13 protein-coding genes are annotated in these 15,005 nt (G+C 46.6%); 2 read left to right on the top strand and 11 right to left on the bottom strand.

Annotation, left to right across the window (positions count from 1 at the left end):
* Positions 1–66: 66 nt before the first annotated feature.
* Together MED92_RS02255 and MED92_RS02250 are read right to left on the bottom strand one after the other, a co-directional pair.
* A complete protein-coding gene (locus MED92_RS02255; protein WP_007019849.1) occupies positions 67–978 on the bottom strand; it encodes a response regulator transcription factor in 912 nt (303 codons plus the stop codon).
* On the bottom strand, positions 975–4,409 hold the full coding sequence (locus MED92_RS02250) for a hybrid sensor histidine kinase/response regulator (RefSeq protein WP_007019848.1): 3,435 nt from the start codon (positions 4,407–4,409) through the stop codon (positions 975–977). The genes MED92_RS02255 and MED92_RS02250 overlap by 4 nt, the downstream gene beginning before the upstream one ends.
* Before the next feature lie 385 nt (positions 4,410–4,794).
* On the opposite strand from MED92_RS02250, the gene MED92_RS18340 reads away from it, so the two are divergent.
* Entirely contained in the window at positions 4,795–7,230 is a 2,436-nt protein-coding gene (locus MED92_RS18340) for a diguanylate cyclase (protein ID WP_007019847.1), read from the top strand.
* A gap of 11 nt (positions 7,231–7,241) precedes the next feature.
* Here the strand turns inward: MED92_RS18340 and MED92_RS02240 are convergent, their stop codons facing one another.
* Entirely contained in the window at positions 7,242–8,153 is a 912-nt protein-coding gene (locus MED92_RS02240) for a LysR substrate-binding domain-containing protein (RefSeq protein ID WP_007019846.1), read from the bottom strand.
* A gap of 104 nt (positions 8,154–8,257) precedes the next feature.
* On the opposite strand from MED92_RS02240, the gene MED92_RS02235 reads away from it, so the two are divergent.
* Positions 8,258–8,488, top strand: a complete 231-nt coding sequence (locus tag MED92_RS02235) for a DUF1127 domain-containing protein (protein WP_007019845.1) — start codon at positions 8,258–8,260, stop codon at positions 8,486–8,488.
* Positions 8,489–8,549: 61 nt separating this feature from the next.
* Here the strand turns inward: MED92_RS02235 and MED92_RS02230 are convergent, their stop codons facing one another.
* From MED92_RS02230 to MED92_RS19170, 8 genes are all read right to left on the bottom strand, one after another.
* The gene (locus MED92_RS02230) at positions 8,550–8,912 is read right to left on the bottom strand and encodes a RidA family protein (protein WP_007019844.1); all 363 of its coding nucleotides are present in this window, start codon (positions 8,910–8,912) and stop codon (positions 8,550–8,552) included.
* Positions 8,913–8,930: 18 nt separating this feature from the next.
* Entirely contained in the window at positions 8,931–10,325 is a 1,395-nt protein-coding gene (locus tag MED92_RS02225; RefSeq protein WP_007019843.1) for an FAD/NAD(P)-dependent oxidoreductase, read from the bottom strand.
* Entirely contained in the window at positions 10,315–10,716 is a 402-nt protein-coding gene (locus MED92_RS02220; protein ID WP_007019842.1) for a (2Fe-2S)-binding protein, read from the bottom strand. Before MED92_RS02220 ends, MED92_RS02225 begins: the two co-directional genes overlap by 11 nt.
* Complete coding sequence (locus MED92_RS02215; RefSeq protein WP_007019841.1) at positions 10,694–11,824, bottom strand: NAD(P)/FAD-dependent oxidoreductase; 1,131 nt, start codon at positions 11,822–11,824, stop codon at positions 10,694–10,696. The genes MED92_RS02220 and MED92_RS02215 overlap by 23 nt, the downstream gene beginning before the upstream one ends.
* A gap of 84 nt (positions 11,825–11,908) precedes the next feature.
* Positions 11,909–12,910: a TRAP transporter substrate-binding protein DctP gene (gene dctP, locus MED92_RS02210; RefSeq protein ID WP_007019840.1), complete on the bottom strand. Its 1,002-nt coding sequence runs from the start codon at positions 12,908–12,910 to the stop codon at positions 11,909–11,911.
* 76 nt (positions 12,911–12,986) lie between these two features.
* A complete protein-coding gene (locus MED92_RS02205; RefSeq protein ID WP_007019839.1) occupies positions 12,987–14,285 on the bottom strand; it encodes a TRAP transporter large permease in 1,299 nt (432 codons plus the stop codon).
* A complete protein-coding gene (locus tag MED92_RS02200; protein WP_007019838.1) occupies positions 14,278–14,841 on the bottom strand; it encodes a TRAP transporter small permease in 564 nt (187 codons plus the stop codon). The genes MED92_RS02205 and MED92_RS02200 overlap by 8 nt, the downstream gene beginning before the upstream one ends.
* Positions 14,814–15,005 (bottom strand): hypothetical protein (locus tag MED92_RS19170; protein WP_238321482.1); only part of this gene is annotated, 192 nt, incomplete at its 5' end. The genes MED92_RS19170 and MED92_RS02200, both read right to left, overlap by 28 nt.

Below are 15,005 nucleotides of genomic sequence, written 5' to 3'. Positions count from 1 at the left end.
ATATTAGAACGTTAACGAATAAGTTCAGGGCGCGCCACTAACTTATTAATGCTTGGTCTTTAAGCACTATGATTCAACAGCCTGAATTCTTAGCGCAACCCCTGCCGCCGCAGTACGGTTTTCTACTCCAAGCTTAGGGAAAAGCTGTTCTAGATGCTTGTTGACCGTACGTGGACTCATACCAAGGATTTCAGCAATTTCCCGGTTTGTCTTTCCGTTAGCAATCCAGTGTAATACTTCAGACTCGCGCTCAGTAATTTCAAGTTTCTCTTTTAGCAACGCAGATCCAGCTAAACGATTACCGTCGATTAAACGCACCAACAACTGATTGTTTTCCTGAAGAGAAAGTACTTTAAGTTCGAGACAATGCCCGTCTTTTTCCAGCCTGATATTGTTCTGGCTTAAGCCTGGATCAGCCAGTAATGGAATCAATCTGCCAGGTAGAGTTTCTTTAAGCCAGGCCTCATCCATTCCGACCTTAGCTAGCTGCGCATAGGCTTGCGGGGACCCCCATAGAACACTACCAGTATAATTAAGTGTCATAAGATACTGCCCACTACTATCAAGCGCATTTTGTACATTACTTGTTTGTCTGGCGTTTTTTAGATGTACCCGCATTCGTGCCAATAATTCACTTGGGTTGATAGGCTTAGTCAGGTAATCGACCCCGCCAACATCCAGGCCTCTAACCACATCGCAAGTATCGGTTAAACCTGTCATAAATATCACGGGAATATCTGCAAGAAGAGGATCCGCTTTGAGGTTTTCACAGGTTTCAAAACCATCCATAGTCGGCATGATCGCATCTAACAGAATAATGTCAGGACGTATACGCTTCGCAATCGTTAAGGCCTGCTTGCCTTCAAGGGCTACCAGCACATCCATGCCGGCATCCTCTAGTGCATCATTTATCAGACTTAATGCATCCGGCGAATCATCAACGACCAGCACAATATCGTTGGATATCTTCATATTCATACTCTTCCTTCCTCTATGTGCTGGGCGAGTTTCTCTAACTGGAATCCTTCACTGAGCCGCTGTAAAACACCCATAACTTCATCACTCAATAGCTGCTCATCTCTGATTTTTATCAGGCTTTTAGTAACACCTTTTTGATAACCCATCTCTGCATAGGCTTTAAGCTCGATCAGCAACTCATGGTCAATCGGCAGCGTCCTGTTCTCTTCGTGAACAGCCGACACAGGATCAAATGATCTGAGCTGATCATCACGCTTAATTGGCTCTCCGCGATAGATCCATTTAATATCCAGCCACTGACCTATTCGCTCCAGCAATTGATGATTGTTCACCGGTTTAACCAGATAATCGTCATAGTGCTTTCTATAAACGCTTTTATGGCTGTCATCTTCAACATTAGCTGAAAGCATAATGATCGGAGATTTCACTTCGCAACGCCTCAGCTCCTGAGCAAGCTCAAGCCCACTCATCCCTGGCATAGATATATCTAACAGGAACAGATCAGGGTGATTATTCTCCAGAAGCTCTAGGGCATTTTCACCATCATGAGCCTCGATAACATTGAAACCTAGCGGAACCAATAAATCTGACAGAAGTCCACGTAAGATAGGGTCATCATCGGCAAGTAACAGTGTTTTCTGGAAGCCTTCATATCCCAGAATCTGACTTTTGGATGTATCTTCAGCCTGACTTTGATCCAACCAAGGCAATAGCAGACTGACTCTGAACTCACTACCGGTTCCGATCTCACTTTTAACCTGCAGATCCCCCCCCATAATCTCTGTTAACAGCTTAACGATTGTCAGCCCTAAGCCTGTTCCTGGACGATGTGCATTACTAGAGTTTCGAACCCGCTCGAATGGCTGAAAGACCCTATCCAGGTTTTCTTTCTCAATTCCTGGCCCTGTATCCCTTACAACGAATTCTGCAACCTGATTTCGATAGCGAATATGGAAATCGACCTTACCTTTATCCGTGTATTTGATGGCGTTGGATAACAAATTGATAAGAATCTGGCGAAGACGTTTCTCATCGGTCATCACATAATCGGGTAATCGCCCATCCAGGGTAAAATTCAAAACCAGTGATTTTTTATCTGCCTGCACTCGAAACATCTCAACCATCTGATCGATAAGCTCAGGCAGGTTGACCTGATTCCTGAACAGATCCAAACGGCCCGCTTCGATCTTGGAAATGTCCAGCAAGCCTTCTATCAGGTCTGTCAGATACTGACCGCTGCGATGAATAATCTTTAAGCCACGTTTCTGATCAGAAGCCACCTCTTCTTTCTCGGAAAGCAACTGGGCATAGCCAAGTATGGATTGCAAAGGAGTCCGAAGTTCGTGGCTTATCCCGGTAAGATAACGACTTTTCGCTTCATTAGCTCTTTCTGCCTGCTCTTTGGCTTCTTGTAGCTCACGGTCAGTTTGTTCATGAGCATCAATTTCTCGAGTCAGTTTGGCACTTTGATGGTTCGACTCTTTTTGCGCAGTTAACCGGCTCTCATGAGCCAGAAGAAATAACCAGGCAATAACCCCCGAAGCGATAAATAGCACGATGAATAGCGTAATCAGCGCTTTCTCAAGCAGAGCAGATTCTGTGGCTGATGAAGCACCTATCTGATTAAAAATCAGCATCAGCAAACCGGCTAAAAGGCTGTTTGCACTGATGACTAAAACCACGAAGCGCCCAAGGCGTGAATATAAACCGCGCACAAAACGACGGGGAAGATAACGGTATAAATTTCTTAAAACACTATGCGCTAACCCTGCTTTAGGCTTGCAGGCATCCAGACAACGCACATCAAGCGAGCAACATAATGAACAGATGGGTTGCTGATAAGCCGGGCAAAAGGTCATGTCCTGATGTTCGAAACGATTCTCGCAAATACCGCATTTAATCGTCGATTTCGAAACAGGATGGATAAGCCCGAAGTCATACTCCCCTCCCACATAGCTGCTTAGATCAACTGCATCCCGAGCTAAGTAATAGCGCCCTTTGGTCAATATGGCGATCAGTGGTACACAGATCAGACAACTGAGCAACGTAACAAAGTGACAAAGGTGCTGGGCGGCTTCTCCAAAGACGCCCAGAAATGCGGTAAACCCCACGATTGTTGAGATCAGCATAGAACCTATACCCACGGGGTTTATGTCGTAGAGGTGAGCCCTTTTGAACTCGATCTGTTTTGGGCTGAACCCTAAAGGCCGGTTGATCAGCAGGTCTGCAGATAATGAGCCCAACCAGGCTAAAGCCAGAATGGCAAAGGTTCCCAGAATCGCTTCAAGGGCCTGATAGATTCCCAGCTCCATTAGCAATAACGCTATTGCCACATTGAAAACCAGCCAAACGACCCGGCCTGGATGGCTGTGGGTTAAGCGTGAAAAGAAATTAGACCACGCGATCGAGCCTGCATAAGCATTGGTCACATTAATCTTCATCTGGCACAGGATCACCATAACCGCAGCCAAAATAAGCGACAAAGCAGGCGATTGTGTCAGATCCTGGAATACACGCTGATACATGTAAGTCGGATCGGTAGCGTCTTCAAAAGGGATCAACTCAGTTATCGCCAGGTATGCCAGAAATGAGCCCAACAGCATTTTTATCAGCCCAACCCAAACCCAACCGGGTCCGGATAAAACAACCCAGAACCACCAGCTCTTTCGGTTCTTTCTGGTTTTCGGTGGCATAAACCTCAAGTAATCGGCCTGCTCCCCAATCTGCGCTATCAGAGCGATAAGAACTGAAACCGCTGCGCCAAATAGTGCCAGATCAAATCCAGCACTTTGTGGCAGTTCGGGCACCGTATACTCACTCCAGCCAACCAACTTTTCAGACTCATAGCCAATCACAACAACCAACGCTGAGATCTGAAGGAGCAACCAGACAAACTGAGTGCCTAACTGAAATTTGCTGATCGCAGTAATACCGTGAGTCACAATAGGAATAACGGCAACCGCGCAGATGATGTAACCAATAAAAAGCGGTATTCCCATCAAGGCCTTCAAGGCAGACGCAAGTATGGCTGCTTCTATGGCAAAGAAAATAAAGGTGAAAGAAGCATAGATAAGCGATGTGATGGTAGAACCCAAATAGCCGAATCCAGCCCCCCGGGTTAGCAGATCAATATCCAGCCCATTTTTGGCGCAGTGATACGCAATTGGAAATCCTGTGATAAACAGAACAAAACATACTGCGAGCATCGCCCAGAGAGTATTAACAAAACCATAACTCAGCGTTACCGCGGCAGCTAACCCTTCTAAAGCCAGAAACGAAGTTGCCCCAAGCGCGGTCATGCCTACCTTGGAGATACTCATATGCCTGCCGCCCACCGCTGTAAACCGCAAGGCATAATCTTCTAAGGTCTGATTAGCCACCCACTTGTTGTAATGGCGGCGTTCTTTAAAAATTCGCTGGCTTGCACTCATCCCTTAACCCAAATCCGCACCAAAAAAGCACAGCAGCACCAGAGCAGTGCATAGCAATGCACGCTCATTGACTTAGAGGGTTGTTGAACCGCCCTGCTACGGGCATTTCTCAGAATAGAAGGCATCAACAACCGTTAATGCCTTTGCATAGTGCAGCCTTTGTGCCAGTTTTCTATTGTTATATTTACGATTCGATCCATCTTTATTTGGATAATTAGTCCCACTTCCGTTCTTCGAATAGAATTTTTGTCATAAATATTTATTAATTAGTTGCAGCGCATATAAAACCAACAAAAGATACAATGGGAAAGATTGTGCTCAATCTTGCCAACTCAGCTAAATTAGCTGAGACTGTTTTTAGTGTTTGCCTGTAATAACGAGAGATATGTTGGAAAGTTTTTCGCCTTTAAAAAAACACCTAAATGTAATTCTGATCGGCTTGATCGGAACGGCACTTAGTGTGTTTGGCTATCTTTACAGTGCTGAGCTTGAAGCTCAAAAGAAGCAATCAGCCCTGGATAAGCTTATTGGAGAACGACAGGCGCTATTACAAACTGAGATTGCAACAACGATAGAAATACTGGATGCCGTTGCCAGTTACATATCGAATACGCCAAATCCTACGGAAGAGAGCTACAGATCTTTTATAAACCCTATTCTTAAACGGCACCCTGAGTTTTGGGCTGTACACTGGGCCCCTCGAGTTTTACACGATCAAAGGCCATTCTTTGAAGAACAACTTAAAAACCTGGGCTACAACCAGGGCATTACTGAACTGCAAGCTACGACCAACACCCTCGCCCCTTCTTCTCATCAGGAAGAATATTATCCCGTTCTGCTGACCCAGCCACTGGAAAAAAACCGCAGCATAATTGGATTTAATGTGGCATCCAGAAAGATCAATAAAGAGGTGATGATCAAAACACTAAGCCAGGACATCGACTTTCTATCATCTGCACCTTTCAAGTTGGTTCAGGATAATGAAGGTAGCGCTTCCGTTCTGTTTTTCAGACCTGTTTTCCGAAATGCTGATATTCAGTCTGTACCACTCACTCGCTTTCAAACTATCCGCGGTTACATTGTCGCGCTGGTAAAGCCACAAACTATTCTGGATATCCTCTCCGTACATGACGATAAGATGGCTGTTAAGCTCAGTGACCTCATTGGCAACAGATCAACCGAAATGGCTAATACCGGGCAAGACCAGATAGGCTCATCCTGGCTAAGCCAAAGTGTCGTCTTCGAATCACTGGGACGATTGTGGCAGTTAGAACTCTCAGTTTCACCTAAGCACCCTGCATTAATGGATCACTCTGACAGAGCAATTTGGGTTTTAATCGGTGGGTTAGGGTTCACCTTTATCCTGGCTATGATTCTGTTGCGCTTATCGAAAGCACAAAGGGACATTATTCGAGAACGTGACCGTGCGCAGAGTTACCTCGATACTGTAGAAACCATGATGATGGTTTTGGATACAGAGGGCCGTATTACCATGATCAATCGCAAAGGTTGTGAGATTCTGGGTTATGAAGAAACTGATATTCTACATAGCCTCTGGTACAGCCCTCGCTATATCTCAGAGATGGAAGATCGTTACCAGAGTTATCTGAAATCAATTGAGCGCGGGTACCTATCTAAGGATCTCGAATACACGGAAAACGCAGTGCTGGATAGCGATGGTAATCATCTGATTATCGCCTGGCATAACAAACTTCAGTTTGATGATGACGGGAATCTGACCGGCATGCTGAGTGCAGGAGAAGATATTACGCAAAAGCACTACTTCTCCACGCTCGACAGGATCAGAAGCGAAGCGATGCAATCCGCTCTTGAAGGCTCATCGCTCAACAAAATTCTAGACAAAGTGCTTAAAGGTATAGAAAGACTCAACCCCGGAAGTCAGTGCTCAATCCTGTTACTTGACGATTCAGGGCAACACCTGATGGGTTGTGCTGCGCCTTCCCTTCCTGAAGCCTACAATCAGGCCATTGATGGGGTTCAGATTGGCGACGGTGTCGGTTCATGCGGTACTGCTGCATTCCATCAAAAGCGCGTCATCGTCGAAGATATACAGACTCACCCCTACTGGGCTGCTTTCAAGGAACTTGCTGCAGTACACTCTTTAGGGAGCTGCTGGTCAGAACCGATTTTTGGTAAAAAAGGCCGCCTTTTGGGTACGTTCGCGATCTATCATGAAAATGCCTGCAGCCCTATAGATAGAGACTTATACCTGATTACACGTACCGCTGATTTTGTTAGCCTGCTGATTGAAGAGCAACAAACAGAAGCGAACCTGCATCGACTGGCAACAACAGATGAGCTCACCTCACTAGCCAATCGACGTAAGTTTTTGACAACCTTAGAAGCTGAGCTGGCTCGGGCGAAACGTTATCACAGAGAACTTTCGTTATGTATGCTGGACCTCGATCATTTCAAGCGCATCAATGATGATAACGGTCATAGCGCCGGAGATAGTGTGTTGGTTGAGGTCGCTAAAATAATGGAAGCTATGCTACGCGAATCCGATATGGCTGGACGCATCGGCGGCGAAGAATTTGCGATTCTACTGCCAGATACAAGCGAAGATGATGCATTAATTCTTGCTGAAAGGCTGCGCGAAGCCATTGAATCCCTTGAGATAAAATACCAGGCTCATACACTGAAACTAACAACGTCTATTGGCGTTGCCAGTCTCAACCAAATGCCTGAGATCGTTCAGGCCAGCGAACTACTCTCTGCAGCAGATGACTGCATGTATTATGCGAAACAAAATGGCCGAAACCTTGTGAGTAATGTTCGCACTACTCAGCAACTAAACTGATTGTGAGCAAATCAAACATGCTTTAGGTGCTGGTCAACGCAGAATTTTTGCCAGTGTTCCTCAATCACCTTCGCTTCCGCCATCACCCAATTGATAAAGGCTGCAACCTTAGGGCGTTTAAAGAATGGCTCAGGCGCCACAAGATAATAACTATAAGGGGAATTCCAGTAGATAGATCTCGCAGGCACCAACAGGCCATGCTTAATCTGCTCCATCGCAAGACTATAACGTACCGCAGCAATCCCCTGCCCATTTAGTGCAGCATCGATCAGTATCGATGAATCGCGCATTTTCAAAGCCACATGCTGATCACCACCAAATAGCTCAATAAACGACGCATTGACCTCTCGAATATCGCTGGAGTCGTCGATAAGTAGAGGAAGCTGCTTATCGGTTTGTTGCACTAGAAGTGTCGGATGACATAACGGCAGCACATAGTCGGTTGACAGTAATGCCTCATGGAGACCCGAGGTTCCTCCCGGGCTAAATCGAATCGCGATATCCTGAGAGCTGTCACTGAAGTTAAATACCGTATCCGTTGTCGAGACATAACAACTTAATTCAGGGTTCTCACGCTGAAACCCGTTTAATCGTGGCACTAACCAGCGCGCGGCAAAAGAAGCGATCGTCGTAATCTTAAGCTGGTCCGGATTAGGATCCTGCGATAGGGTTCTGGCCCCTTCACTAATCAGCTCAAAAGCTTTCTGTAAATAGGGCAACAATGTCATTGCCGCAGGCGTTAGCTGCACCTCTCGGTTCAGGCGGACAAATAAAGCCTCATCGAAATACTCTTCCAGCAAACGAATCTGCTGACTAACGGCCGCCTGGGTCACATGTAATCTATCCGCTGCCAGCTTGAAGCTACCTAGTTCCGCTGCAACCTGAAAAACCCTTAGCGCTTTTAAAGGGGGAAGCCTTTCCATATCAGTTAACTTTTTCTTAAGTGAAAAGAAATATTACTCGTTTGTCAGCATAGGTGTCAAAGCGACATCATAACAACATAAACACGACAGTAAGGAGCAACAAAATGACATGTGAAGCTATTAGACTTGATAAATGCTCCAACCGAAGCATTGAGAACAATTCACTAAAACTATTCTCATTCTGGGTTAGCGCAAAACAAAAACTAAGGCTTTGGCGACATAACCATCACACAAGGAAAACCTTGTTGCAGATGGATAACCGAATCCTATCAGACATCGGCATTAGTCGAAGTGAAGCGTTAGAAGAGGCAAAAAAAACCTTTTGGCAGAAATAAAAAAGGCGGCTTTAAAAGGCCGCCAATAACTCTTGATCAAAAGAGCCTCGCCAATGAATGCTTATTCCGGGCTTTGAGAAACCGCCGCGATGACAGACACCTCAACAAGTAACTCAGGGGATGCCATTGCGGCTTCAACACAGGCTCGGGCTGGTGCTGCACCTTCGGGTACCCAGGCATCCCATACTTCGTTCATTTCAGAAAAATAAACCATATCTTTTATATACAGGGTGGCCGATAAAATACTCTCACGGCTACTACCCGCCTCTGCCAGTAGGCTATCCACCTTTTCAAGCATTGTTGCGGTTTGTTCTTTAATACCTGATTTAGGATCACTTCCAACCTGGCCACAGAGATAAACCGTGTTCTGATGAATAACCGTTCGGCTCATTCTTGGGCCCGTATGAAGACGCTGAATGCTCATCTGCACTCCTTATAAAAGCTATTGTTTAGACATCTGCGCAAGTTCACCCAACTTGAGCGGTTTTATAGGGGCTCTCACCTTGTAATAACCCACTGTTTCTATTGGGAGATCTGACTCTTCCGCGATTAGATTAGATACGGTGATACCGCACATACGTCCTTGGCAAGGACCCATACCTGGTCTGCCGAACGCTTTTGTTTGGTTAGGCCCTTTACACCCTGCCCTGACGTAGCTGCGAATTTCCCCTGCAGTGACCTCTTCACATCGACATACCACCGTATTGTCTGAAGGTAGCCTAAAAGCTTTCTCTGGTTTATAGAGCTCGTCTAAGAATGGCCTTATCGCCATTTGCTTCAACATCTCTTTATGCAAAGGTTCGATAATTAAATCACGCTCGTTAGCCGCAATTTTATTGAGCATGAAGGCAACCTGAGTTCCTGTACATGCACCCGAAATTTCTGCTGCTAATGCCCCAACAATGCCCTTACCATCACCGGCTACATAGATATCTGGATGACTAAGGCTTGCGCCATATTCATCGGTGTCTGGGTGCCAGCAAGACTGAATTTCAGACCACTTATGAGCAATCTCAACCGAACGGCTCAATTGCACATTAGGAATAACCCCCTGATGAACAAGCAAAGTGGTGCATGGTAGTGTTTGACGTTGATCTTTATGCTTAAAGGTAATTTCAGAAAGCCGACCATCTTCGCCAGCCTTAGCTTCAAGCGCCGATGCCTGTGATATATACCGGATACCTGATCGCTTTAACTCCAGTAACAAGCCAAGGCCTTTTGCCAGATATCTCCATCCTTTCAGCGCGCTAAAAAAGTGCTTTGCTGAGGTCCTGTAATTATCGGAAGGGGTTGTATCCAGCACGGCGTCAACTTTCACACCGGCTCGAAGTAACTGACAGGTAATCAATAGAAGCAGAGGTCCGCTTCCGGCAATAACCAGGGGTTCAGCCGGAACCACGGCACTGCTTTTCAATAAGATTTGCGCCGATCCGCAGGTCATGACACCAGGCAACGTCCAACCAGGAAATGGAACGGGGCGCTCTTGAGCACCACTAGCCAGAATGACTTTATCTGCCTGATAGGTATAGCTTTGACCGGCTACCGATACATTAATCTCTTTATCTCGGGTAATCTCCCAAACGCTGGCATTACTGACAAAATCGATATCGCCCTGCAATCGCTTATTGAAACGATTCACTAGACCTGCGCCGTAGTAATAATCTTTGCCCAGTATTTTTTCATCTGCCAGTAAGGGTTGTGAAACAGACCGATAAATCTGCCCACCGGCAACGGCCTGCTCATCGAAAACAACAACACTAACCCCCTGATCTGCCGCATTAAGCGCAGCCGCCATGCCCGCAGGCCCGGCACCAATCACCGCCAGTTCATACTTCACCTGCAACCCTCCCTTCGATCAGTTCACTATTCTTTGTTGGGTGGCAGATCTCAGCCTTCTGGTTTTTCGTTTCGATAGCGGTTGTCATCAGGGCTCTTGCACCATTTTGGCGACGGATCTCCATTCCATCTACAACGGGTGTCATACAGCCCTGCACGTTTGCGATACCATCAATTTCCAAAAGACATTCGAAACACACACCCATCATGCAGTAAGGAGCTCTACCTTCACCAGAAACACTGGTTGTCCTCGATGGCAGCATACCTGCACGTAACACCACAGAAGCAGCACTTTCGCCGGCATAGGCTTCTACTTTTTCACCCTCGATAAAGACCTCAACCTTCGAAGCTGATCGAGTCTTCAGACGGTTAAACTGAGAAACGTTTGGCACTGAATACCTCCATCGAGAAATCGAGATTAAAACCCTCACCTGCAATCCAGTTCGCAATGGGGCCTGCATGGGCAGCCGCCAGTGTTACACCGCTATGGCAGGTCACTACATAAGCGCCTGGGTATTGCTGAGACTGTTCATAGACTGGATAACCATCAGGTGTCATGATGCGCAATGCTCCCCAGGCTCTCACTAACTGGGCCTGAGCTAATTTAGGGAACAGCGTGACTGCGCGTTTAGCAATTTGCGCCATCACTTCTGTTGTCGTCCCCTCATCGAAGCCGACATCTTCTTTGGAATCCCCACATTGGATTGTCCCCTCGCGGGTTTGACGTACATGGGATGTCGGATATTGCAGAAATGGTTCAACTCTTTCAGCAACCAGCACCTGGCCTCGGTTAGGTTCAACAGGAGCCTCCAAGCCCAATAACGGCGCCAGGGCTTTATTACCCAACCCAGCAGCCAGAACGACTTTTCCATACCGATAAGTCTGACCCTCCGAAACGACAGAGAAACCTGTAGCTTCTGGTGTTATTTCCTTCACGGTGCCGTTGTTAACAAACTTACCGCCTCGTTTAATAAAGTATTCCGTCAACGCACGCAGCATCAGTAATGGGTTTACATGCCCATCCAGTGGGCCAAAGGTTGCCCCCGTGACATCCGGACCAATGTCGGGCAGACGCTTTTTCAATTCATCCTGCCTCAATACTTCAAATGGATAATCCCCATCTTGCGCGTCACGCATGCTTTTAAGCATTTCGATACGCTGCTCAAGCTCTTCTTCGCTAAAACAGAAGAAAAAACCGCCATCCTGTTCTAACTGGACATCAATACCTGTGACTGCACTTAACTCATCGGCCAGGCCAGGCCACAATTCCGCTGACAACCTTGATAAACGTGCATATTCAACACAGGTATCGCCCTTTCCTTGCACCCACACAAGACCGAAATTACCCCGCGACGCACGAAATGCCTGATCACCTTCATCGAAGATCACCACGTTGAGGTTTTTCTTGATCAATCCAACGGCAATCGCCAGACCGACTAAACCACCTCCGATGATGGCCACATCTGCGTCATAAGGCGTTGCTGTCTGTTTATTCGTCATACTTATTCCTTGGGGCTCCCCCGAATAACGGGGGAACCTTTATCGAAGCGCTACACGCCCCAATACTGGGGCGCTACATACTATTTAGCGTGCGACAACGTCTTTAAGCACATCTTTCGCCCAATCCTGACCAAGATCTTTCATAATCTCAGGCCATACATTTGCGCGAACCTTATCTGCCGTTGCATCAATCTGCTCTGGAGTCACATCAACAATGGTTGCACCTGCATCAGCCAGGCGCTTTTCATTGGCTTTTTGGTCTGTCTGCGCGCTTTCCCAGCGACGGTTTTCAAACTCTAGTGAAGCCGCTTCCAAGGCTTTCTGCTGATCAGCGTCCAGATCGTTAAAGCGCTCCTGATTGATCACCAGGAACCAAATTTCAAAGTGTGTATTCAAAGGAATGTATGATTTAGTTACATCGCGGAATGACGCAAAGTACCCTTCTGCACCAGAACCGATTACCCCATCAACTACGCCGGTTTGAACCGCTGTAAATGCTTCGGAGAAAGGCAGAGGTGAACCAATGTAACCGGTGTTGTCAGCCAGCATCTGGAAAGTTTTAATCGGCGGCACACGTACTTTGACGCCTTTATCTACATTGGCATCAGCCGCACCTTCAACCTGTTTGTTAAGTGCGATACCTCCAAAATAAACCGGCCAAGCACCTAATACTTTAATATCTTGCTTAGCGTACAGATCGGATACGGTATTTCGCATCGCAGAGCCAGGGGCGAACACTTTGCGCGCATCATCCCAATCCTTAACCATGTAAGGCATGTAGATGATCTGGAAGCGTTTATCTACACCGGATGCTGGTGGTTGAACCGCCATATCAACGGCACCCATGGAGACACGTTCCTGAACAACCGTGTAATCACCTAAAGCGTTTGCCGCATAGATCTTTACTTTGATCTTTCCATCAGTGGCTTCTTTAACTTTGCCAGCGAACCATTTGGCATCGTTATCAATTGCAGTCCCCTGCGGGCGAACGTGAGATAGTTTCAACGTTGCAGCTTGTGCCATACCCACTGCCGAAATTGATAGGGACAAAGCCAGGGCAAGACGCTTTAACATAGGTTTATTCATTTTTATTTTCCTCATGATTGATCATGGTCACTCTGCCCGAATGACTGGATCGCTTTAGTAATTAATGTGAATGGCTTTAATAGCCAAAAGCTCTTGGAATAAATTCAGATAAGTCAGGCCACAAAGAAACCAGGAACACTACCGGTACATAGCCAAACAGGATCAGCATCATGGCCGGCTTCACTATTTCAGTGAATTTCACCTCACCAATGCGTGCCCCCAGATACAAAATGCTCGCGTAAGGAGGTGTCACACCACCCATAGCTGTATTCACACCGATGATCGCAGCAAATTGCACCGGCCCAACTCCTATCGCTGTCATCAGCGGTAAAAGCAGCGGCGCGGTTAAGATAATTGCCGTGATGTCATTCACGATCATGCCAATCGCGAAGAGAAAGATATTGACCAGAATAAGCAGTAAGGTCTTATCGGTTGTTAGCTCAAAGATCTTCTCAACCAATGCCTGGGGAATATCTTCCATGACATAGATCTGGCTCAGCATCAGACTGAACAAAATCATGATTAAGATAGAACCTACTGCAGTCGCAGACTCTTTGCCTGATGCCAGGAAAGTCTTCCAGGTCAGTCCTTTATAGATCATAAAGCCCACAGGCAATGCGTAGATCACTGCAACCGCGGCAGCTTCGGTTGGAGTCATTACCCCGCCATAGATACCACCCAGAATAATGACCGGCATCAGCAAAGCAGGAACCGCATTAAAGGTTCGTTTACCGGCCTCTTTCATCATCGCCTTGAATTCCATTGGCTCGTCCAACACCAGCGGAAACTTTCTGGAAACAATCAAGTTGATGACTGCAAAGTTAAAGGTGATTAGCAGCCCAGGCCCTAACGTAGCCAGGAAGCACGCCAGAATAGAGGTTTCAGTCACCCAGCCATAAACAATCATGGTTACGCTAGGAGGAATCAGCAGACCCAGGATAGAAGAGTTAGCCACCAAAGCAGTTGCATAGGCACGCGGATAACCTTTCTTTTCCATCTCAGGAATCAATAGTGGGCCAATCGCGGCAATACCCGTAAGCCCGCTTCCTGAGATCGCGCCAATAATTGCACAACTGACAGAAGCGACAACGCCAAGTCCGCCGCGGACACGACCGACAAACACGTTAACAAAGTTCAACAAGCTACCGGCGATGCCACTCACACTCATAATCGTGCCAGCAAACACGAACAGAGGCAGTGCCAAAAGGACCGGATTCGTCAACTGATTAAAGCCCCAAACCATCATCCCTTTCATCGTGGCATCACCGATGATAGTCATCACCATCAGGCCAGCACCAAAGCAATAAGGAAGCGGAACGCCCAGGGTCAGCAATAAAATAAGAACAACAAAACCTAACAGTGCAATCTCAACCACGACTGCGCCCCTCTTCATGATTATCGAGTACGGAAAATTCAGCTACCTCAGAGGTATCCGGGTAGTCATGGTCTACAGCTTGATCCGCAGAGGGACCACCCTTGATCATGAACTGGATGTTTTTAAGTAAATGCCAACCGGTAAATAGCGTCATAAATAACAAACCGGTAAATAAGGCACTGTCATAGATGAAAGTCGGCAAATACAGGGTTGGCGTTTCTTTCCAGACACGCCAGGCATAATTGAGATAATCCCATGCCCAGATAGTGAGCCAGATCGAGATAGCGATGCTCAGTGTTTCTGAAATGATCAGCAGGATATGTCTTGCACGCTCGGTATCCAGAAAGATATCGAGAACATTCGCTCTGATCTGGGTATCTTCACGTGAAGCATTAATTGCTCCAAGAATGTAAAGCCAAAGGGTTGGGATAACCGCCACCTCTTCTAGGCCCATCACGGGTGTCTCAAAGACATAACGGGTAATCACTTGCACAAACTGAAAACCAGCCACAGTACTGATTAACAGTGTCAGTGTGTATCGAAAAAAGGTTTCCATGGGTTCTCTCTTATTATGTTCGGAAATCCTGTCTCAGTACGGGAACCGCCTGAATCGGTATCTATGGTCACCTCAAGAGCAAATAACATCAAATCATTTATTTTCTCCACTTGATAACATAATATTATTAACTTGGTTTTTTGATGGGGCACTAAAATGGCAAA

The organism is Neptuniibacter caesariensis, assembly GCF_000153345.1.
GTDB classification, from domain to species: Bacteria; Pseudomonadota; Gammaproteobacteria; order Pseudomonadales; family Balneatricaceae; genus Neptuniibacter; species Neptuniibacter caesariensis.
The sequence above is the reverse complement of the archived record's forward strand: the minus strand, read 5'-3'. Positions and strand labels throughout refer to the sequence as shown.